Source organism: Mycobacterium sp. NGS49, assembly GCF_059812565.1.
This window is the reverse complement of record NZ_JCALCX010000014.1, coordinates 70226-90333: the sequence shown is the minus strand read 5'-3', so window position 1 is coordinate 90333 and position 20108 is coordinate 70226. Positions and strand designations below refer to the sequence as shown.

Below are 20108 nucleotides of genomic sequence, written 5' to 3'. Positions count from 1 at the left end.
CGCAGTCACGCTTCCGGGACGCAACACAGCTAACGGAACGGTTTCAGCTTGGGTCGGATGCTGCATTATTGGTGCGTCCGGTTTGGCGAGGAATTACCGTCATGGTTGCTTGGCCAGGCGCTGGCGTAGTCAAGTCGACCGGTGGGGTAGCCGGTGCATTTGCCCGTTGGGTTGAGGAGTCGACGATGAGCTCCGCGCGAGGTTCGCGAGTGGGGACCCGATTCGGGCCCTACTTCCTCAAGCGGCAGCTTGGCAGCGGCGGGATGGGTGAGGTGTACGAGGCGGTCGACACCGTCCGACAGCGTGTCGTCGCCCTCAAGCTGCTCTCCGAGCGATTCAGTCACGACCCGGTGTTCCGCATGCGCATGCAGCGCGAAGCCCGCAATGCGGGCCGGTTGCAGGAACCCCATGTGGTGCCGATCCACGATTACGGCGAGATCGAAGGTCAGCTGTACCTCGACATGCGCCTCATCGAGGGCACCCACCTGGCGCTACTGCTCGAGCGGTTCGGGCCGGTGACCCCGCCGTGGGCGGTCGCCCTGGTGCACCAGGTGGCCTCCGCGCTGGACGCCGCCCACGCGGCCGGGGTCATGCATCGCGACGTGAAGCCGGAGAACATCCTGGTCACCCAGGACGACTTCGTCTACCTAGTTGATTTCGGCATCGCCAGCGCGGCCACCGACGAGAAACTGACCCAGATCGGCACGGCTGTGGGGACTTGGCGCTACATGGCCCCCGAGCGCTTCTCGGACGCCGAAGTGACCCATCGCGCCGACATCTACTCGCTGACCTGTGTGCTGCATGAGTGCCTGACCGGGACCCCGCCCTACCGCGCCGACAGCGCCGGAATGCTGATCACCGCCCATCTGATGGCACCAGTTCCGCGTCCCAGTCAGCTGCGGCCCGGCATTCCCCCGGCGTTCGACGCGGTCATTGCCCGGGGCATGGCAAAACGCCCGGAGGAGCGCTACGCCAGCGCCGGCGAGCTGGCGGAGGCCGCACATCAGGCGCTCAGCGCGCCACATCAGGCGCAGCAGTTCCGGATCCTCAAGCGCAGCGAGCAAGCCGGACCTCGGCAGAACGACGCGGTGGAGGCCGCGACGACGTCCCTGCCGCTGCCGCCGGGTGCCGAGGCGGTGCCGGATCCGGAGTCGCTCACGGCCCACCGCGAGGTGGACGCCTCCGGACCGCTGATCTTCCCCAAAGGCCTGATCGCCTCGACGGGCGGTGCGCCGTACGCGCCGCCCCTGACCGCCCAGCCCGAGACGCCCGCACCCCCGGCCGAACCGCCTGCTCCCCCGGCTCAGCCTCCGCCGACCCCGGAACCCATACCGGAGCCCACGCCGGCCGCTCGGCGCCCGTCACCGCTGGCCGGGAGTCTGCGCAACCCTTGGGTGCTGATCGGAGGTATCGCTCTGGTGGTGTTGCTGGTGTTCGCCGCGCAGGGAGTCCGGCTCAGCCTGCGTCCGGACTCCGCGGCCGCACCCAAGACCACGACCCCGTCGACGACGACCGCGTCGGCCACCACACCGGCGACGGGTTCGGCGGACGCACTGGCCCGCCTGCTCAACCTGCTGCCGTTGGGGTACGCCCCGGGGACCTGCAAGCCATTCCTGCCGCCGAAAGACGCCCTGGCCCGGGTGATCTGCGACAAGAACGTCGACCCCGGCGGCCCCAACCGGGCGGTCTTCACGATGTTCGGGGAAACCGAGACGCTGCGGCAGTTCTTCGACGGGTTGTTGCGCACCGACATCATGGTCAACTGCCCTGGTGAGGCCAAGTCACCGACCGACTGGCATCATGCGGACAGTCCGCAGATCGGCGGCATGGCGTTCTGCGCGGTCCAGGAGAGCAGCCCGTCCCTGGTCTGGACCAATGAGGCCCAACTGATGATCGCCCTCACCCAGGGCGACCCGCAGGGGCCTACGCTCGAGCAGCTCGACGCTTGGTGGAAAAAGCATCGGTGAGCAGAAGGTGGCGGCACACCGCCGACCAAGCTGCTTGAATACTTGTTGGAAACCGGTTGGAAACGTGGGTCCTCCGCGCCCACGACCACCGACCGGACGGGTGCCGCTTCGCGCGGCAGCTGCGCGGGGAGTCGACCGCGCTACTGGCAGAGGGTAGGTGACGAGCGCAATGACGGGTGAGCAGCCCCGGAGCAACGACGCAGCAACGGCTGAACCGGTTTCCAGACCGGTACCGGGGCCCCGCCCAGGTCCGCGGCCCGGACCCCGGCCGGGCGCGCCGGCCCGGCCCGCGGCCCCGCACCCGTCGGCACACCCGACGTCGTCGCTGCCGCACAGCGATCCACACCGGTTCGGACGCGTCGACGAAGACGGCACCGTGTGGTTGCTCAGCGCTTCCGGCGAGCGCGTCGTCGGCTCCTGGCAGGCGGGCGACCCCGAGGCGGCATTCGCGTATTTCGGCCGCCGATACGACGACCTGAGCACCGAGATCGCCCTGATGGAAGAGCGGTTGGTGTCCGGCACCGGAGATCCGCGCAAGATCAACGCCACTGCGGGAACGCTGCTCGAATCGCTGCCGACCGCGTGTGTGCTGGGCGACATCGACGCGCTCGCCGGCCGGTTGTCCGACATTCGCGCCCGTATCGACGTTTACGTCACCGCGCACCGCTCGCGGCGCGAGGCGCTCCGGGCCGCCCAAACCGCCCGCAAGGAGGCACTGGCCGCCGAGGCCGAGGACCTGGCGGAAAACTCCACGCAGTGGAAGATCGCCGGCGACCGGCTGCGGGTGATTCTCGACGAGTGGAAGACGATCACCGGGCTGGACCGCAAGGTCGATGATGCGTTGTGGAAGCGCTACTCGGCGGCCCGGGAGATCTTCAACCGGCGCCGCGGTTCTCACTTTGCCGAACTGGACCGGGAGCGCTCCGGCGTGCGCCAGTCCAAAGAGCGGCTGTGCGAGCGGGCCGAGGCGCTGTCCGGCTCCACCGACTGGGCCGCTACCAGTGCCGAGTTCCGCAAGTTGCTCACCGAGTGGAAAGCGGCGGGCCGGGCGAGCAAGGACGTCGACGACGCCCTGTGGCGCCGGTTCAAGGCGGCCCAGGACGCCTTCTTCACCGCCCGCAACGCGGTCACCGCCGAGAAGGACGCCGAGTTCCGCGCCAATGCCGCCGCCAAGGAGGCGCTGCTGGCCGAGGCCGAGAAGATAGACCCCAGCAATCACGAATCCGCACGAGCCGCGTTGCGGACCATCGCGGACAAGTGGGAAGCGATCGGCAAGGTCCCCCGGGAGCGGTCCGCCGAGCTGGAGCGGCGGTTGCGCGCGGTCGAGAAGAAGGTGCGCGACGCCGGCGAGTCGGACTGGGCAGATCCACAGGCGCAGATGCGCGCCGAGCAGTTCCGCGCCCGAGCCGAGCAATTCGAGCAGCAGGCCGCCAAGGCGGCGGCGGCGGGCAAGACCAAGGACGCCGAGGAGGCCAGCGCTAACGCCGAACAGTGGCGCCAGTGGGCGGACGCCGCTGCACAGGCGTTGACTCGCAGGTCTTAACGATCTTTGGGATCGGCCCGGGTGGCAGCGGCCGGCGGATCGTCCGGGCCGTCGCTGTCGGCGTTCAGGGTGTCCAGCAGCGTTCTGGACTGTTCCTCGGCGACGATGCGGCGGCGCTGCTGCTCGGCGGCCACCTGGACGATGGTGCGCTGCCAGACCACCCGCGCCCAGTGAAACGTCAACAGGATCACCGTGATCCACGAGACGAACAGCCCGATGCCCGGCCCGGGGTGGCCCGCCGGCACGGTCTGGCGCGACCAGACCGCCAGCAGCCCGGTGGCGCTGGCCAGCATGGAGCCCGCAAGCGCCACCCAGGCCACCGCCCAGCGCCGGGTGAGCAGGGCCAGAATCGAAAAGCCGACGCTGAACACCAGTGCCAGCCAGATGAATACCTGTGAGGGCAACTCCACAGCGGCGGACTCGGCGCCGTGGCTGGTGAACAACACGTCCCAGCCCCGGACGCTGCCGGTGTGCGGCAGAATGAACGATCCCACCAGCACGAAGACCAGGATCGCGACGACCAAAGCCCTTGCGCCCGGCTCTATTTCGCGTGCGACGCGGCGTTCGGCCGCCTCGATTTCAGACCGGTAGGCGTCGAAGTCCGCCACGTCGGATATCTCCGTTCATTGTTGGCCGCAGCCGGCCGGTTGGGCCGGCGCGGTGCTGGACAGCCCCACAACCGGCATACCCAGTCCGACGCCGCGCCTACCCGGGGCGTGTGCGTCACCGGCCCGGGTGCGGCGATGGGTCAGGATGGCGGCGTCGGCGATGAGGTGGTGTGGCGCGGCGTCGGTGACCACCGTGGTGATGATGTCACCGGGACGCACCGCCCGGTCCCCGGCCGCGAAATGGACCAGGCGGCCGTCGCGGGCCCGGCCACTCATCCGTGCGGTACGGCTGTCCTTGCGTCCTTCGCCGGTGGCGACCAGCAGCTCGACGGTCTGGCCGACCAGCGCCTGGTTGTGTTGCAGGGAGATCTTCTCCTGAAGTTCCACCAAGCGCTCGTAGCGTTGCTGTACAACGGCTTTCGGCAGCTGATCGGGGAGCTCGGCGGCCGGTGTGCCGGGCCGCTGGGAGTACTGGAAGGTGAACGCGGCCGCGAAGCGGGCCTGGGCCACCACGTCGAGCGTGGCCGCGAAGTCCTCTTCGGTCTCGCCGGGGAAGCCGACGATCAGATCGGTGGTGATGGCAGCGTGCGGCATCGCCGCGCGCACCCGCTCGATGATGGCCAAATAGCGCTGCGCGCGGTAGGAGCGCCGCATCGCACGCAGGACCCGGTCCGATCCGGACTGCAGCGGCATGTGCAGGGCGGGGCACACGTTCGGCGTCTGGGCCATCGCCTCGATGACGTCGTCGGTGAACTCGGCCGGGTGCGGCGAGGTGAACCGGACCCGCTCGAGGCCTTCGATGTCGCCGCAGGCTCGCAGCAGCTCGGCGAAGGCGCCCCGATTGCGCGGAATCGCCGGGTCGGCGAAAGAGACGCCATAGGCGTTGACGTTCTGGCCCAGCAGGGTGACTTCGAGCACTCCGGTATCCACCAGCGACCGCACTTCGGCCAGGATGTCGGCCGGGCTGCGGTCGACCTCTTTGCCCCGCAGCGACGGCACGATGCAGAAGGTGCAGCTGTTGTTGCAGCCCACCGAGATGGAAACCCAGGCGGCATAAGCGGATTCGCGGGCACTCGGCAGCGACGAGGGAAACTCCTGCAGCGCTTCGGCGATCTCGACCTGGGCCTCGTTGTTGTGTCGGGCGCGTTCGAGCAGCGTGGGCAGCGACCCTATGTTGTGGGTGCCGAACACCACGTCGACCCACGGCGCCTTGCGCAGCACCGCTTCCCGGTCTTTCTGAGCCAGGCAGCCGCCGACCGCGATCTGCATGTCGGGGTTGCTGCGCTTGCGCGGTGCCAGGTGACTGAGGTTGCCGTACAGCTTGTTGTCGGCGTTCTCACGGACGGCACAGGTGTTGAAGACGACGACATCGGCGTCGGCACCCTCGGGCGCACGCCGGTAACCGGCCGCCTCGAGCAGGCCCGCCAGCCGTTCGGAGTCGTGCACGTTCATCTGACAGCCGTAGGTGCGTACCTGGTAGGTGCGGCCCGAACCGAACACGGCCAAGGCATCGTCGGCAGCGCCAGGTGCCATGGTCGAAGTCACGGGGCCATGGTACTGGCGAGCGACGCAGACCCTAGTCGTCGGCCATCGTGGCCTCGCCTGGACCATGCCCTCAGACCCGCCGGCGCTCCCGTTCGGCGGCCAGTTCGGCAAGCACCACCTCGCACGCCACGTTCTGGGTGTATCCGCGGCGGGCCAGCATGCCGACCAACCGGCGAGTCACCCGTGCGTCGTCTTCGTTCAGCGCCTCACGTCGCAGTTTGGTCCGTACCAGCTGTTCTGCCCGCTCCCGTTCGGCACCGGCGTCGATACCGGCAAGCACCGTGTCGATCACCTCGTTGTCCACGCCCTTGGTATGCAGCTCAGAGGCCAGCGCACGCTTGCTTTTGCCCGCGTTGGCCCGCCGTGACCGCACCCACTGCTGGGCGAAGTCGGTGTCGTCCACCAGCCCGACACCGGCCAGTCGATCCAGCACCCGGTTGCTGACGTCGTCGGGGAACCCCCGCTTGGCCAGCTGGCCGGCCAGCTCGGCCCTGGTTCGTGATCGCGCGGTGAGCAGGCGCAGGCACAGCGCCCGCGCCTGCTCCTCGCGACGCTCAGAAGTCGACGGGGGCGGGCAGGACGCTGTCATCGGTTACCACTGCACCAATGCCGAGCTTCTCCTTGATCTTCTTCTCGATCTCGTTGGCGATCTCGCCGTTTTCGAGCAGGAAGTTACGCGCATTCTCCTTGCCCTGACCGAGCTGCTCACCCTCGTAGGTGAACCAGGCGCCGGACTTACGGATGAAGCCCTGATCCACACCCATGTCGATCAGCGATCCTTCCCTGCTGATGCCCCTGCCGTAGAGAATGTCGAACTCGGCCTGTTTGAACGGCGGCGACACCTTGTTCTTGACCACCTTGACCCGGGTGCGGTTACCCACCGCATTGGTGCCGTCCTTGAGCGTCTCGATCCGCCGCACGTCCAAGCGCACCGACGCGTAGAACTTCAGCGCCTTGCCACCCGTGGTCGTCTCGGGTGAACCGAACATCACTCCGATTTTGTCCCGGAGCTGGTTGATGAAGATCGCTGTGGTCCCCGAATTATTCAGTGCGCCGGTCATTTTCCGCAGCGCCTGGCTCATCAGCCGGGCCTGCAGGCCGACGTGGCTGTCACCCATCTCACCTTCGAGTTCCGCGCGCGGCACCAGCGCGGCCACCGAGTCGATCACCACGATGTCGAGCGCACCCGAACGGATCAACATGTCGGCGATCTCGAGTGCCTGCTCTCCGGTGTCCGGCTGGCTGACCAACAGCGAATCAGTGTCGACGCCCAGCTTCTTGGCGTAGTCCGGATCCAGCGCGTGCTCGGCGTCGATGAACGCCGCGACACCGCCGGCGGCCTGGGCGTTGGCCACCGCGTGCAGTGCGACGGTGGTCTTACCGGAGGACTCCGGGCCGTAGATCTCGACGACCCGGCCCCGGGGCAGGCCGCCGATGCCCAGGGCCACGTCCAGTGCGATGGACCCGGTGGGGATGACCGAAATCGGCTGGCGCACCTCGTCCCCCAGGCGCATCACCGAGCCTTTTCCGTAACTCTTCTCGATCTGGGCCATAGCCAGTTCGAGAGCCTTCTCGCGATCGGGGGCTTGAGCCATGATGCCTCTCCTGTAGTCGGTGTTCGGTGACCGGTATCGGTCGGTTAGCCGCGACACTAGAGAAGGCCACCGACAAGTTGAGATCTCCGAGTGATTCCCACAGTAGCCGAACACCTGTTCGACTCGAGTTTCGACACGCCGCGTCTGGCAGGATCACCTCGACGAACACATGAACATCGCTGCGGAACTGACCCAGGTGTCCACCTACGGCGGGTTTTTCGCCCTGACCGTGGGCGGAGACCCCGAGGGGTGGCATCACGTCGCGCAGTCGTACACCGACGGCTACGCGGACCTCATCGACGCCACCACCAGGCGTTACCGCATCACCGACCCGCGGATCGGTGCATCCCTGGTGCACCTAGGACATGCCGCACGGCTATGGTCGCCGGTCCTCGCGTGCGTGCTGGCCCACGGCGTCATCCCCGACCTGGCCGAGCTGCAACGCGCCGACGACAGCGCCCGGTTGCGGCTGCCCGAACCCGTCGGAGAGCCCATCGGGCCCCTGTCCTCCGGGCTGTTGTATCGCGTGGTCGTATCCGATCACCTCGAGCCGTTCGCGGCGGGCCTGCGCTTCAAGCTCGCGCCCGGCCTGCTCTACGGCAACATCGCGTCGGCCCTGGTGGGCACGTCGCGGCAACTGCTGCTGGCGCGTCCGGACCTGCGCACCCCGATCGAACGGATCACCTCCGCTCTGCTGCACACCGGCAAGCTGGCCGGAACCGGCGCGATCACCAGCGCGGACCTGGACTTCCGGCGCAACAGCTGCTGCCTGTATTACCGCATCCCGGGCGGCGGCACGTGCGGCGACTGTGCGCTGCGCTGAGATGGACTTCCAGCCTGCGCCGGCGGCGTCCGCGCTGCGGTCAGGACCCGATTCTCGGGTTGATCGACGCCCGGACCGCAGGCTCGACGCCACCAGTCACCACTGATCGCGCGGTACGTCGAAGTCGGCGCACAATGCGCGCCACACCTCGCGAGGATCGATACCCTCTTCGATCGCCTGGGCTGCGGTACGGCCGCCCAGACCGGTCAGCACATGGTCGACCAGCACCGAGGAGCCGTACGCCGCGCCGAAGCGCAGCACCACCCGCTCGTTGAACTCGGTCAGCCGCACGCCAGCCAAGATACCCAGCGATCTACTGCGCTAAAGCCTGCGCTTCATGACACACCTGCACCGGGTCTGCCACACCGGCAATGCTGGCGGCTGCCTCCTTGGCCGCCGCGCAGTATTTCGGCGACGACAGCACCTCCCCGACCTCGGCCACCAGCGAGTCGCCGGTCAATGGGCGGATCAGCCGCCCGCTGCCCTGACGGACCACCCGATTGGCGATCTCCCACTGGTCCCCGCCGCCGGGAACCACCACCAGGGGCACCCCGGCCAGCAGCGTCTTGGCCACCATGCCATGACCGCCGCCGCAGATGGCCAGATCGGCATGCGCCAGCAGCGCGTCTTGGCGCCCCAGCCCTACCGCCGCCCACGGCGGGACCGTCAGCTCCGCACCGCCCAGCCGGGATACCGCCAGCCGAGCACCGGCGGGCAGTGTCTGCCCTGGTATCAGGCTCTGCAACGCCAGTTCAGCCAGCCCGGTGGTGCCGGTGGACGCCGTCGACGGCGCGATCACGACAACCGGCCCCGAGCCCGCCGGGATCGACAGCACCCGGTCGGTCGGCTCGAAGTGCAGCGGGCCCACCACGACGGCCTCGGCCGGCCAGTCCGGGCGCGGGACCTCCAACGCGGGCAGCGTGGCGATCAGCCGTCGTAGCGGCCCGGGATCACGCGCCGGCAAACCGATCTCCACCCGGACGGCCGCGCGCTGCCGCAGACCGGTCCGCACCGACCGCGCCGTCAGGGCGCGCATCACGGTGTCGCGCACCCTGCCCCGCAGGCCCGTTCCCGGCGCCAGGCCGCTGCCGATCGGCGGCAGCCCTTTCGACGGCAGGTACAGCGGATGCGGGCAGAGTTCCACCCACGGAATCCCGAGCAACTCGGCCGCCAGGCCGCCGCCGGAGGTGATGACGTCGGACACCACCAGATCCGGGGCCAGTTCGCGCAGCGTCGGCGCGATCAGCACCGCCATTCGCGCGGCACGCCGGTGAATGCGGGCACCGGCGTCCAGGTCCTCGTCGGTGGCGACCAGACCGTCCAGTTCGACCGCATCGATGCCCACACTGCGGGCGATATCCAGCCATTCCACCCCGGTGAACAAGGTGGGCGAATCGCCGGCCGCCACGAAGCCCCGGCACAGCGCGATCGCGGGGAAAGAGTGTCCGGGATCGGGTCCGGCGACAACGGCGACGCGCATCCACTTCACCCTGCCACACCCCGTCTCGCCTACGCTGGCAACCATGACCGAGCTGACTCAGACAACAACCAGTGACAACATCCGCACGGTCGAGGCGTTCCTGTATGCGCTGCAGGACGAGGATTTCGATACCGCGGATGCCGCCCTGGCCGACGACCTGCTCTACGAGAACGTCGGTTTCTCCAAAATCCGCGGCGGGCGGCGGGTGGCGAAGCTGTTTCGTCAGATGGAGGGCCGGATCGGCTTCGAGGTGAAGTTCCACCGAGTGGCCGCCGACGGTGACGCGGTACTGACAGAGCGGACTGACGCACTGATATTCGGTCCGCTGCGGATCCAGTTCTGGGTCTGCGGAATCTTCGAGCTGCGCGACGGGCGGATCACGCTGTGGCGGGACTACTTCGACACCTTCGACATGCTGAAGGCGACGTTGCGTGGCCTGGCCGGGATGGTCGTCCCGTCACTGAGGGCGACGCTGTAGGTGGCTATGCCCGGCGCAGGCCGCCGAGCTCATCGAACGCCTGCGCCCACCCCAGTAACCTGTCAGTGGCGCCGGTGAGTTCGTCGCGGTAGCGCTGTTGGGCCAGCGGAGCCACCCCAACCGCACCGTCCCCGCTCACCGCTGATACCAAATGCGCGGCGGCAGTGACCATTTCGTTGTACTGGCGAACTCCGGCACCCAACTGCGCCGTGTAGGCGTTGATGGTCGGCACCAGGTACTGACGCGACGGTTCGGCGTTGTGCGCGGCACGTTCCATGGACACCACTTCGGCCGCGGTGGCCGCCATGGCCGCTGAGGTCCGCTTCGCCGCGTCGGTCAGGTCGGCGATCTCGTCGGCGGGCAGCATCCCGCCCCGTTCGATGACACCGAGCAGGGAGAAGAACCCTCGTTCGGAGGCACCCAGGGCATACATGGCGGGACGCGCGGCCGAACCGGGTGGGGGCAGGCGCCGGGGGTTGGCCGGCCGCTGCGCCGGCAGGGATTCCGACTTCAACCAGTAGTAGCGGAAGAACAACAACGTCGCGGGGATCACCATCACGACGGCGACGGCACCGGTGATCTGCAGCAGCAGCGCGAACCAGCCCCAGGCCGCCAGCACCGCGGTGACCAGCCCCCAGAACACGACGCCGGCGGTGAAGATCCAGGCCCACCGCAGCGCGCGCCGCCGTCGGCGCAGCAGACGCGCGCGGGGATCGCTCGCCGCGCTGATCTTCCGGGCTACCAGCTCGGTCACGTCGGCGGCGGTGTCGAACCCGCGCTGCAGCAACCCGCGCCACAGGCCTCGCCGGTTCGACTTCACCGCCATCACCCGCCTACTGACCGAACGGCTTTTCGGGTACCGCGCCGGGCTCGGTCGCCGGGGTGACTCCGGATGCGGCCGCGCCGCCGGCCGGTAGCGCTTCGCCACGCATCGACGCGCGGATCTGCTCGAGGCGGGAATGCCCGGCCATCTGGACCCCGGCCTGCTCAACCTCGAGCATGCGGCCCTGCACCGAGCTCTGCGCAAGTTCCGCCGAGCCGATGGCGTTGGCGTACCGCCGCTCGATCTTGTCGCGCACCTCGTCGAGGCTGGGCGTGTTGCCGGGGGCGGCGAGATCGCTCATCGACCTCAGCGACGCGCTGACCTGCTCCTGCATCTTGGCCTGCTCGAGCTGGCTGAGCAGCTTGGTGCGCTCGGCGATCTTCTGCTGCAGCATCATCGCATTGCGCTCGACGGCCTTCTTGGCCTGACCCGCAGCCTGCAGGGCCTGGTCATGCAGCGCCTTCAGGTCCTCGACGCTCTGCTCGGCGGTCACCAGCTGGGCCGCGAACGCTTCCGCGGCGTTGTTGTACTCGGTGGCCTTCGCAGCGTCCCCACTGGCGACGGCCTGATCGGCCAGGGTCAGCGCCTGACGCACGTTCACCTGCAACTTCTCGATGTCGGCCAGCTGCCGGTTGAGCCGCATCTCCAGCTGGCGCTGGTTGCCGATCACCTGCGCGGCCTGCTGGGTCAGCGCCTGATGAGTGCGCTGAGCTTCCTCGATGGCCTGCTGGATCTGCACTTTGGGGTCGGCGTGCTCGTCAATCTTGGAGTTGAACAGCGCCATGAGGTACTTCCACGCTTTGACGAACGGATTGGCCATCAGTTAGCTCCGCCTTCGCTTCATCTTGTGTGTCGGATGGGCGCAACGCATACCCTGCTGCTCAATTTAGTGGGTCAGCTCTCCTCGCCCCACCCATGGTGCATATCTCGTGCAGGCGGGTTACCCGCGGCGCTCACGCCACGGCCAGCGACGCCACCGGAGGAATCACGACCTTGATGCTGGGATCGATCGCCGCAGCGGTCCGCGTGGCCCGCTCTTCCCGGGCCATCCGCTCGCCCGCGTCGATGAGCACCTGTGACAGCGGAACCCGCAACGCGTCACAAATCGCGTTGAGCAGCTCGCTGGACGGTTCCTTGCGGCCGCGCTCGATCTCCGACAAGTACCCGAGGCTCACCCGCGCCGAATCGGACACTTCGCGCAGCGTCCGCCCCTGCGATGTCCGGGCCCCCCGCAGCACGTCGCCAACCACCTCGCGTACCAGTGACGCCATCGTGCTTCCCTTCGTCCGGTCATCCCCAAGAAAATATGGGACTTCACGTGAACGCAGGCACGGCCGGTAATGGTTCCCTAGGCGTCGCGTTTGGCGCGACAAATTTCTCTGACCGTCGATGCGACGTAGTCGATGCCGGTGACGACGGTGAGCAGAATCGCCAGGCCCATCACCACCTCGGCCGCGGTGTGCAGCACCCCGCTGAGCGGCAACACGAACAAGCCGATCGCCACCGCCTGCACCACGGTCTTGAGCTTGCCACCCCAGCTCGCGGGTATCACCCCGCGGCGGATCACCGCCAGCCGCAACACGGTGATCGCCAGTTCACGTGTCATGATCAGCACCGTGACCCACCACGGCAGGTCACCGAGCATCGACAACCCGATCAGCGCCGCACCGATCAGCGTCTTGTCGGCGATCGGGTCGACGAACGCGCCGAATTCGGTAGCCATGCCGTAGTTTCGCGCGAGCAGGCCATCGAACCGGTCGGTAATGCAAGCCACCGCAAAAATCGCCCACGCCACCACCCGGGCGTAGGGGTGGTGGCCGTCGCCGTAGAACAGCGCGTACAGGAAGATCGGAACCAGCAGCAACCGCAACAGCGTGAGTACATTCGCCAGATTGGCGATGCGGGCCTGACCCGCTACCTGACCCGCTTGCGGTTGCCCCGACACGGCAACAGAATAACGGCTGACCAGCTCATGTGGTCAGTGATGTCGATACTGTTTTCCCGTGAGCGAAAGTCGACGGGATTTCCAGCCGGTGATTCGGCGCGCGCGCACCTCTGATGTCCCCGCCATCAAACAACTCGTGGACACCTATGCCGGCAAGATTCTGCTGGAAAAAAATCTGGTGACGCTCTATGAGTCGGTGCAGGAATTCTGGGTGGCCGAAGACCCGGATATCGCCGGCAAACTGGTCGGTTGCGGCGCGCTGCATGTGTTGTGGTCCGATCTCGGAGAAATCCGGACGGTCGCGGTCGATCCGGAGTTGACCGGCCACGGAATCGGCCACGCCATCGTCAACCGGTTGCTCGAGGTGGCCCGGGAGTTGCAACTCGAGCGGTTGTTTGTGTTGACTTTCGAGACCGAATTCTTCGGCAAGCACGGATTCACGGAGATCGAGGGCACTCCCGTCACCGCCGAGGTATTCGAGGAAATGTGCCGTTCTTATGACATCGGCGTCGCCGAATTCCTGGATCTGAGCTACGTCAAACCCAACATTCTGGGCAACTCCCGGATGCTGCTGGTGCTCTGAGGCGGCTTGATCAGGCCCCTCCCGCTCGGCGAGCAGACGCAAAATCGCACGAAAACCAGCGGTTTTGTGCGATTTTGCGTCTGCTCGGCCGGGTCACTGCTCGGCCGGGTCGGTCCCCGGCCGGGTCAGTCCTCGGCCGGGTCGCTGCCGTCGGCGCCGCTGCCGCCGCGGATCAACGCCAGCGTGCCGGCCAGTTCGTCGGGCTTGACCAGCACCTCGCGGGCCTTGGACCCTTCACTGGGCCCGACGATGCCGCGGGTCTCCATCAGGTCCATCAACCGGCCGGCCTTGGCGAAGCCCACCCGCAGCTTGCGCTGCAGCATCGAGGTCGAACCGAACTGGCTGGACACCACCAACTCCACCGCCTGCAGGAACACGTCCATGTCGTCGCCGATATCGGGGTCGACGTCGGCCCGCTCACCGCTGGGCTTGGCGGCCGTGACGCCCTCGGTGTACTCGGGTTCGGCCTGGTCCTTGCAGGCGGCGACGACGGCCTGGATCTCCTCGTCGGTGATGTAGGCACCTTGCAGCCTGATCGGCTTGCTCGCGCCCATCGGCAGGAACAGGCCGTCGCCCATGCCGATCAGCTTCTCGGCCCCGGCCTGGTCCAGGATCACCCTGCTGTCGGTCAGCGACGACGTCGCAAACGCCAACCGGGACGGCACATTGGTCTTGATCAGGCCGGTCACCACGTCGACAGAGGGCCGCTGGGTGGCCAGCACGAGGTGGATCCCGGCGGCGCGCGCCTTCTGGGTGATCCGCACGATGGCGTCCTCGACGTCGCGCGGTGCGGTCATCATCAGGTCGGCCAGCTCGTCGACGATCGCCAGGACGTAGGGGTATGGCCGGTAGACACGTTGACTGCCCAGCGGCGTGGTGATGTCACCGGATCGCACCTTGGCGTTGAAGTCGTCGATGTGACGTACCCGGGAGGCCTGCATGTCCTGGTAGCGCTGCTCCATCTCCTCGACCAGCCACGCCAGCGCCGCGGCCGCCTTCTTCGGCTGCGTGATGATCGGGGTGATCAGATGCGGGATGCCCTCATACGGCGTCAGTTCCACCATTTTGGGGTCGATCAGGATCATCCTGACCTCTTCCGGGGTGGCCCGGGTCAGCAGCGACACCAGCATCGAGTTGACGAAGCTGGACTTGCCCGAGCCGGTCGAGCCGGCAACCAGCAGGTGCGGCATCTTGGCCAGGTTGGCCGAGATGAAGTCACCTTCGATGTCTTTGCCCAATCCGATCACCAACGGGTGGTGGTCCCGGCGAGTGGACGGCGCGGTGAGCACGTCGGCCAGCCGCACCATTTCGCGGTCGGTGTTGGGCACCTCGATGCCGACGGCGGACTTGCCGGGGATCGGAGCCAGCATCCGCACGCTCTCGGTGGCCACCGCGTAGGCGATGTTCTTCTGCAGCGCGGTGATCTTCTCCACCTTGACGCCGGGGCCCAGCTCCACCTCGTAGCGGGTGACCGTGGGCCCGCGTGTGCAACCCGTGACCGCCGCGTCGACCTTGAACTGGGTCAGCACATCCCCGATGGCGCCGGCCATGTGGGTGTTGGCGGCGCTGCGCTTCTTGGGCGGATCGCCCGCAACCAGCAGATCCAGCGAGGGCAGCGTGTATGGACCCTCGACTACCCGGTCCAGCACCTGGGTGTCGCGCTTCTCGGTGGCTTTGGCGCCGCGCCGGCGGGTCCGCGGCTCCGGCACCGTCGGAGTTTCGTCCTCGATGGGTTCGTCGAGGGCCGCCTCTGCCGCCGGCGGCCAGGCCTTCGGTTCGCCCTCCGGACGCAGCGGGGCCTCGTCGTAGTAGCCGTCCGGGAAATCCTCGGCCGGGGCCACTTCGACGGTGTCCGCGTCGTCGCCGGCGAAGTCGTCGTACTCGTCGTACTCGTCGTCTTCGTACTCCCGCTGGAACAACCGGGTCCCGAACATGCGACGCAGCGCGTCGGGCACCTCGCGAATGGTGATGCCCGCCAGCAACAACACTCCGAAGAGCGCGCAGATGAACAACAGCGGTGCCGCGATCCACGCCGTCAAGCCGTCGGAGAGCGGTCCACCGATGGCGAAACCTATGAACCCCGCTGCCCGCCTGCGCGCCTCGGGTTCTTCGGGTGAACCTGCCCAAAGATGGCGCAGCCCGAGGAAAGACAGCGCGATGAGGCTGGAGCCGAGAATCAGCCGCGGTCGAGCGTCCGGGTCGGGCTCGGTGCGCATCAGCACCATCGCCGCGGCGGCGGCGACCAACGGGAGCAGCACCACCGCCGAGCCCACGAACATCCGCAAGCCCGCGTCTACCCACACGCCGACCGGCCGGGCGGCATGGAACCACGAACTGGCGGCGACGATCACGGCGATGCCCAGCAAGCCCAGCGCGATGCCGTCGCGCCGATGTCCGGGTTCGATGTTGCGAGCCTGGCCGATCGACCGTGCCGCACTCCCGGTCCCCCGGGCCGCCATCAGCCAGCCGGCACGCACGGCCCGGCCGCCGGCGCGTCCGGTCAGCACCAGCAGCGACCGGTTACGGCGTTTGGCCGGCCTGCTCACCCGCTTGACGGGCTTGCCCGGGCGCTTCTTGGGCGCGCGGGGCGGCGTACCGGATCGCCCACCTGCGGCCCCGGACCGCGAAGTGGCCCCCGACCTGCTCGTTCTTGCGCCGGAGCGGGCTGCGGTCTTACTGGCCATGCCCGCAAGCGTAGTCGCATCAACAACATCTGCACCACCCGCCACACTGGTAACGAAGCGTTTATCGCCCCTCACCCGGCCCGTTACCGATCTCGTTGCCTGACGGCGTTTCTCGGTGCTTGCAGTCCCCCAACGGGTGACACGCCGCGGGGCGGCATCAGGTGAGTAGGGTGACAAGGCGTGCGCGAAATCATCGCCACCCACCGCGCCAAGACCCGTACGCCCGCCAACTCACACCGCCGTCAGGAGGCCCAGCATGCCCGTAGTCGTCGTCGCCACGCTGACCGTCAAGCCGGAATCGGTTGACACCGTCCGCGACATTCTCACCACCGCGGTCGAAGAGGTGCACGGCGAGCCGGGCTGCCAGCTGTACTCGCTGCACCAGGCCGGCGAGACCTTCGTCTTCGTCGAGCAGTGGGCCGACGAGGAGGCACTCAAGGCACACAGCACCGCTCCCGCGGTAGGCAAGATGTTCACCGCCGTGGGTGAGCACCTGGCCGGAGCGCCCGACATCAAGATGCTTTCGCCGGTTCCGGCCGGCGACCCGGACCGGGGCCTGCTCCGCGCTTGATGTCGCGGCCACTGGAAGGCAAGACAGCCTTCATCACCGGTGCCGCGCGCGGCCAGGGACGCGCCTACGCGGTTCGGCTGGCCGCTGACGGTGCGAACATCGTTGCCGTCGACCTGTGCGGCCGGATCGACAGTGTGCCCTATCCGCTGGGTACCGCCGAGGATCTGGCGCAGACCGTCAAACTCGTGGAAGACGGCGGTGGGCGCATCGTTGCCAGGCAGGGCGACGTCCGGGACCGCGAGTCACTGGCCGCGGCGTTGCAGGCCGGCCTGGATGAATTCGGTCGGCTGGACATCGTGGTGGCCAACGCCGGCATCGCCCCCATGCAGTCGGCAGACGGCTGGCGCGATGTCATCGACGTCAATCTCACCGGGGCATACCACACCGTGGACGTCTCGACGCCGACCATGATCGAGCAGGGCGAGGGCGGATCGATCGTGCTGATCAGCTCGGCAGCGGGGCTGGCGGGTGTCGGTAGCGCCGACGCCGGCTCGATCGGCTACACCGCCGCCAAGCACGGGCTGGTCGGATTGATGCGCCTCTACGCCAATCTGCTTGCACCGCACAATATCCGCGTCAACTCCGTGCACCCGTCCGGGGTGGACACGCCGATGATCAACAACGAGTTCATCCGCCAGTGGTTGGCCGATATGGTCAGCAAATCCGGCCGGGCTGCGGGCATGTCCAACGCGTTGCCGGTGCAGATCCTGCAAGCCGAGGACATCGCCAACGCCGTGGCGTGGCTGGTGTCCGACCAGGCCCGATACATCACCGGCGTCACATTGCCGGTCGACGCGGGCTCGGTGAACAAGCGATAGGCTGAAGCATGGCCCGAAATCCCGCTGCCCGCACCGCATTCGGACCGATGTTGTTGGCCGCGGTGGAGCACAACGAGCCGGCTGAGCGCAGGTTGGTCGACGACGACCTGGCCGAGCTCTTCCTGCCGGCACCGCTGCGCTGGCTGGCCGCCGCTACCGGGTCGGCGGTGTTCCGACGGGCACTCATCGGCGCGTCCGAGCGGACCGGTCCTGGATTGTGGGCGAACCTGGCCTGCCGCAAGCGCTTTATCGGGGACAAGCTCGCCGAGGCCGTAAGCGAAATGGACGCGGTGGTGATTCTCGGAGCGGGCCTGGAGACCCGCGCTTACCGGCTGACCCGACAGATCCGCAGACCCGTCTTCGAGGTGGATCTGCCGGTCAACATCGCCCGCAAGGCCAGGACGGTCCGAAAGGTGTTGGGCGAGCTACCACTCTCGGTTCGTCTGGTGGCGCTGGACTTTGAACGCGACGACCTGCTGACCGCCCTTTCAGAGCACGGGTACCGCACCGATTACCGGGTGTTTTTCATCTGGGAGGGCGTCACCCAGTACCTCACCGAAGAGGCCGTGCGCACGACGCTGGAAGGACTGCGGCCGACGGCGCCGGGCAGTCGCATGGTGTTCAGCTACGTCCGGCGCGACTTCATCGACGGCACCAATCGGTATGGCTCCCGCATGTTGTACCGCTCGGTGCGGGGACGTCGTCACCTGTGGCATTTCGGCCTGCTACCAGACGAAGTGGCAGGCTTCCTCGAGGAGTACGGCTGGCGACTGGTGGAGCAGGTCGGCCCGGACGAGCTCGTCGCGCGGTACGTGCGGCCCACCGGCCGCAACCTGTCTGCGTCGCAGATCGAATGGTCGGCATACGCGGAAAAGGTTTAGCGACCGAACCCGCGCCGTCGATTGTGAAATCTATGACGCATCACGGCGAGTCGCGTCGTGAGGTTCACACTCGTAGACCCATTTACACCTCGAGAACCGTCGGCACGATCATCGGCTGCCGGCGATAGGTCTCGCCCACCCATTTGCCGACGGTGCGGCGCACCCCCTGAGCGATCCGGATCGGGTCGGTGACATTGTTGGCGGCCAGTTGTTCCAGCTCGGCCTCGACCTTGCGGATTGCGGGTTCCAGTGCCTTTGGGTCCTCGGAGAAACCTCGGGAATGCAGGTGCGGTATGGCCGCCGGCTTACCGGTGCCGCGGTGCATGACCACGGTCACCCCGATGAAGCCCGAGGAAAGGATGAGCCGCTCACCCAAGGTGATTTCGCCGACGTCACCGGTGATCAACCCGTCCACGAACATCTTGCCCACCGGTACCGCGCCGGCGATACTCGCCTTGCCGGCGACCAGGTCGACGCTGACGCCGTTCTCCGCCAACATGATCGAGTCCTCCGGCACGCCGGTGCTGGCGGCCAGCTTCGCGTTGGCGCGCAGGTGGCGCCAGGTCCCGTGCACCGGCATGACGTGGCGCGGACGCACCCCGTTGTACAGGAAGAGCAGCTCACCCGCGTAGGCGTGACCCGAAACATGTACCCGCGCTTGCGCATTGGTGACGACGCGGGCCCCGATCTTGGCCAGTGCGTCGATGACGCCGTATACGGCTTCCTCGTTGCCCGGGATCAGCGACGACGACAACACGATGAGGTCGCCGGCAGTCAGGGTGATGCTACGGTGCTCGCCGCGCGACATCCGCGACAATGCTGCCATCGGCTCGCCCTGGGTTCCGGTGGTGACCAGTACCACCCGGTCGGGCGGCATCTCTTCTGCCGCGGCGATGTCGATCAGGTCCGAATCGGCCACCCGTAGGAACCCCAGCTCACGGGCGATGCCCATGTTGCGCACCATCGACCGCCCGACGAACGACACCCGCCGGCCCAATGCCACCGCGGCGTGGATGATCTGCTGCACGCGATCGACGTTCGAGGCGAAACACGCCACGATGACCCGCCCCTCGGCGCCTCGGATCAGCCGGTGCAGCGTCGGGCCTATCTCGCTCTCCGACGGTCCTACGCCAGGGTGCTCAGCGTTGGTGGAGTCACACAGGAAGAGGTCCACACCGGCGTCGCCGAGCCGCGACATGCCGGGCAGGTCGGTGGGACGCCCGTCGAGCGGCAGCTGGTCGAGCTTGATGTCACCGGTGTGCAAGACGGTGCCCGCACCCGTGTAGACGGCGATGGCCAGCGCGTCCGGGATGGAGTGATTGACGGCGAAGTACTCGCACTCGAACACCCCGTGCCGACTGCTCTGCCCCTCCTTGACCTCGACGAAGACCGGCTTGATGCGGTGCTCGCGGCACTTGGCGGCCACCAGCGCCAGGGTGAACTTGGAGCCGACCACCGGGATGTCGGGCCGCAGCCGGAGCAGGAACGGAATCGCGCCGATGTGGTCTTCGTGGGCGTGGGTGAGCACCAACGCCTCGATGTCGTCCAACCGGTCCTCGATATGCCGCAGATCGGGCAGGATCAGGTCGACACCGGGTTCGTCGTGGGTGGGAAACATCACGCCGCAGTCGATGATCAGCAGCCGGCCGAGGTGCTCGAAAACGGTCATGTTGCGCCCGATTTCGCTGATTCCGCCGAGCGCGGTCACCCGCAGCCCACCCGCGGTCAGCGGACCGGGCGGGGCTAACTCCTCGTTCAACGTCA

General features: G+C 67.6%; 20 protein-coding genes. 8 read left to right on the top strand and 12 right to left on the bottom strand.

Annotation, left to right across the window (positions count from 1 at the left end):
- The first annotated feature begins 185 nt into the window (after positions 1-185).
- Positions 186-1967 (top strand): serine/threonine-protein kinase, encoded by a 1782-nt coding sequence (locus AC5Y7D_RS16425; RefSeq protein WP_499925790.1) that lies wholly within the window; start codon positions 186-188, stop codon positions 1965-1967.
- Between the two features lie 169 nt (positions 1968-2136).
- Positions 2137-3510 (top strand): DUF349 domain-containing protein, encoded by a 1374-nt coding sequence (locus AC5Y7D_RS16420; protein WP_499925788.1) that lies wholly within the window; start codon positions 2137-2139, stop codon positions 3508-3510.
- On the opposite strand, the gene AC5Y7D_RS16415 is transcribed toward AC5Y7D_RS16420, so the two are convergent.
- From AC5Y7D_RS16415 to recA, 4 genes are all read right to left on the bottom strand, one after another.
- A complete protein-coding gene (locus tag AC5Y7D_RS16415) occupies positions 3507-4127 on the bottom strand; it encodes an Rv2732c family membrane protein (protein ID WP_499925970.1) in 621 nt (206 codons plus the stop codon). The genes AC5Y7D_RS16420 and AC5Y7D_RS16415 overlap by 4 nt on opposite strands.
- Positions 4128-4133: 6 nt before the next feature.
- Positions 4134-5651, bottom strand: coding sequence for a tRNA (N6-isopentenyl adenosine(37)-C2)-methylthiotransferase MiaB (gene miaB / locus AC5Y7D_RS16410; protein ID WP_499925968.1), 1518 nt, complete (start codon positions 5649-5651; stop codon positions 4134-4136).
- A gap of 82 nt (positions 5652-5733) precedes the next feature.
- A complete protein-coding gene (gene recX, locus AC5Y7D_RS16405; RefSeq protein WP_499925786.1) occupies positions 5734-6252 on the bottom strand; it encodes a recombination regulator RecX in 519 nt (172 codons plus the stop codon).
- On the bottom strand, positions 6218-7258 hold the full coding sequence (gene recA / locus AC5Y7D_RS16400) for a recombinase RecA (protein WP_499925784.1): 1041 nt from the start codon (positions 7256-7258) through the stop codon (positions 6218-6220). The genes recX and recA overlap by 35 nt, the downstream gene beginning before the upstream one ends.
- A 169-nt stretch (positions 7259-7427) precedes the next feature.
- On the opposite strand from recA, the gene AC5Y7D_RS16395 reads away from it, so the two are divergent.
- On the top strand, positions 7428-8081 hold the full coding sequence (locus AC5Y7D_RS16395; protein WP_499925782.1) for a (2Fe-2S)-binding protein: 654 nt from the start codon (positions 7428-7430) through the stop codon (positions 8079-8081).
- A gap of 96 nt (positions 8082-8177) precedes the next feature.
- Here the strand turns inward: AC5Y7D_RS16395 and AC5Y7D_RS16390 are convergent, their stop codons facing one another.
- Together AC5Y7D_RS16390 and AC5Y7D_RS16385 are read right to left on the bottom strand one after the other, a co-directional pair.
- Entirely contained in the window at positions 8178-8372 is a 195-nt protein-coding gene (locus AC5Y7D_RS16390; protein ID WP_499925780.1) for a DUF3046 domain-containing protein, read from the bottom strand.
- Between the two features lie 22 nt (positions 8373-8394).
- On the bottom strand, positions 8395-9561 hold the full coding sequence (locus AC5Y7D_RS16385; protein WP_499925778.1) for a glycosyltransferase: 1167 nt from the start codon (positions 9559-9561) through the stop codon (positions 8395-8397).
- Positions 9562-9604: 43 nt separating this feature from the next.
- Here AC5Y7D_RS16385 and AC5Y7D_RS16380 point away from each other — a divergent pair, with 43 nt between their 5' ends.
- Positions 9605-10039 (top strand): limonene-1,2-epoxide hydrolase family protein, encoded by a 435-nt coding sequence (locus AC5Y7D_RS16380; protein WP_499925776.1) that lies wholly within the window; start codon positions 9605-9607, stop codon positions 10037-10039.
- A 4-nt stretch (positions 10040-10043) separates the two neighbouring features.
- On the opposite strand, the gene pspM is transcribed toward AC5Y7D_RS16380, so the two are convergent.
- The 4 genes from pspM to pgsA form a co-directional block, all read right to left on the bottom strand.
- Entirely contained in the window at positions 10044-10865 is an 822-nt protein-coding gene (gene pspM, locus AC5Y7D_RS16375; RefSeq protein WP_499925774.1) for a phage shock envelope stress response protein PspM, read from the bottom strand.
- A 7-nt stretch (positions 10866-10872) separates the two neighbouring features.
- The gene (gene pspA / locus AC5Y7D_RS16370) at positions 10873-11682 is read right to left on the bottom strand and encodes a phage shock protein PspA (RefSeq protein ID WP_499925772.1); all 810 of its coding nucleotides are present in this window, start codon (positions 11680-11682) and stop codon (positions 10873-10875) included.
- A gap of 133 nt (positions 11683-11815) precedes the next feature.
- Entirely contained in the window at positions 11816-12133 is a 318-nt protein-coding gene (gene clgR / locus AC5Y7D_RS16365; protein ID WP_499925770.1) for a transcriptional regulator ClgR, read from the bottom strand.
- A gap of 77 nt (positions 12134-12210) precedes the next feature.
- Complete coding sequence (gene pgsA / locus AC5Y7D_RS16360) at positions 12211-12807, bottom strand: CDP-diacylglycerol--glycerol-3-phosphate 3-phosphatidyltransferase (protein WP_499925769.1); 597 nt, start codon at positions 12805-12807, stop codon at positions 12211-12213.
- A 58-nt stretch (positions 12808-12865) separates the two neighbouring features.
- Here pgsA and AC5Y7D_RS16355 point away from each other — a divergent pair, with 58 nt between their 5' ends.
- Positions 12866-13390 carry an amino-acid N-acetyltransferase gene (locus AC5Y7D_RS16355; RefSeq protein ID WP_499925767.1) on the top strand — a complete coding sequence of 175 codons (525 nt, stop codon included), beginning with the start codon at positions 12866-12868 and terminating at the stop codon, positions 13388-13390.
- Between the two features lie 125 nt (positions 13391-13515).
- Here AC5Y7D_RS16355 and AC5Y7D_RS16350 read toward each other — a convergent pair whose 3' ends face one another.
- Positions 13516-16074, bottom strand: coding sequence for a DNA translocase FtsK (locus AC5Y7D_RS16350; RefSeq protein WP_499925765.1), 2559 nt, complete (start codon positions 16072-16074; stop codon positions 13516-13518).
- Between the two features lie 256 nt (positions 16075-16330).
- Between AC5Y7D_RS16350 and AC5Y7D_RS16345 the strand changes: the two genes are divergently transcribed.
- Genes AC5Y7D_RS16345 through AC5Y7D_RS16335 form a run of 3 tightly spaced genes read left to right on the top strand, consistent with a single transcriptional unit; the run spans position 16331 to position 18344 of the window.
- Positions 16331-16645: a putative quinol monooxygenase gene (locus AC5Y7D_RS16345; RefSeq protein ID WP_499925764.1), complete on the top strand. Its 315-nt coding sequence runs from the start codon at positions 16331-16333 to the stop codon at positions 16643-16645.
- Positions 16642-17463: a mycofactocin-coupled SDR family oxidoreductase gene (locus AC5Y7D_RS16340; RefSeq protein ID WP_499925762.1), complete on the top strand. Its 822-nt coding sequence runs from the start codon at positions 16642-16644 to the stop codon at positions 17461-17463. The genes AC5Y7D_RS16345 and AC5Y7D_RS16340 overlap by 4 nt, the downstream gene beginning before the upstream one ends.
- An 8-nt stretch (positions 17464-17471) precedes the next feature.
- Positions 17472-18344, top strand: coding sequence for an SAM-dependent methyltransferase (locus AC5Y7D_RS16335; RefSeq protein WP_499925761.1), 873 nt, complete (start codon positions 17472-17474; stop codon positions 18342-18344).
- A gap of 82 nt (positions 18345-18426) precedes the next feature.
- Here AC5Y7D_RS16335 and AC5Y7D_RS16330 read toward each other — a convergent pair whose 3' ends face one another.
- Positions 18427-20103 carry a ribonuclease J gene (locus tag AC5Y7D_RS16330; RefSeq protein ID WP_499925759.1) on the bottom strand — a complete coding sequence of 559 codons (1677 nt, stop codon included), beginning with the start codon at positions 20101-20103 and terminating at the stop codon, positions 18427-18429.
- Between the last annotated feature and the right edge of the window lie 5 nt (positions 20104-20108).

Excerpts from the sequence above, each read along its gene's own strand:
- AC5Y7D_RS16425 (WP_499925790.1), top strand. The coding sequence starts at position 186 with ATGAGCTCCGCGCGAGGTTCGCGAGTGGGGACCCGATTCGGGCCCTAC.
- AC5Y7D_RS16420 (WP_499925788.1), top strand. The coding sequence starts at position 2,137 with ATGACGGGTGAGCAGCCCCGGAGCAACGACGCAGCAACGGCTGAACCG.
- miaB (WP_499925968.1), bottom strand. The coding sequence starts at position 5,651 with ATGGCACCTGGCGCTGCCGACGATGCCTTGGCCGTGTTCGGTTCGGGC.
- recX (WP_499925786.1), bottom strand. The coding sequence starts at position 6,252 with ATGACAGCGTCCTGCCCGCCCCCGTCGACTTCTGAGCGTCGCGAGGAG.
- recA (WP_499925784.1), bottom strand. The coding sequence starts at position 7,258 with ATGGCTCAAGCCCCCGATCGCGAGAAGGCTCTCGAACTGGCTATGGCC.
- AC5Y7D_RS16395 (WP_499925782.1), top strand. The coding sequence starts at position 7,428 with ATGAACATCGCTGCGGAACTGACCCAGGTGTCCACCTACGGCGGGTTT.
- AC5Y7D_RS16385 (WP_499925778.1), bottom strand. The coding sequence starts at position 9,561 with ATGCGCGTCGCCGTTGTCGCCGGACCCGATCCCGGACACTCTTTCCCC.
- AC5Y7D_RS16380 (WP_499925776.1), top strand. The coding sequence starts at position 9,605 with ATGACCGAGCTGACTCAGACAACAACCAGTGACAACATCCGCACGGTC.
- pspM (WP_499925774.1), bottom strand. The coding sequence starts at position 10,865 with ATGGCGGTGAAGTCGAACCGGCGAGGCCTGTGGCGCGGGTTGCTGCAG.
- pspA (WP_499925772.1), bottom strand. The coding sequence starts at position 11,682 with ATGGCCAATCCGTTCGTCAAAGCGTGGAAGTACCTCATGGCGCTGTTC.
- clgR (WP_499925770.1), bottom strand. The coding sequence starts at position 12,133 with ATGGCGTCACTGGTACGCGAGGTGGTTGGCGACGTGCTGCGGGGGGCC.
- AC5Y7D_RS16350 (WP_499925765.1), bottom strand. The coding sequence starts at position 16,074 with ATGGCCAGTAAGACCGCAGCCCGCTCCGGCGCAAGAACGAGCAGGTCG.
- AC5Y7D_RS16345 (WP_499925764.1), top strand. The coding sequence starts at position 16,331 with ATGCCCGTAGTCGTCGTCGCCACGCTGACCGTCAAGCCGGAATCGGTT.
- AC5Y7D_RS16335 (WP_499925761.1), top strand. The coding sequence starts at position 17,472 with ATGGCCCGAAATCCCGCTGCCCGCACCGCATTCGGACCGATGTTGTTG.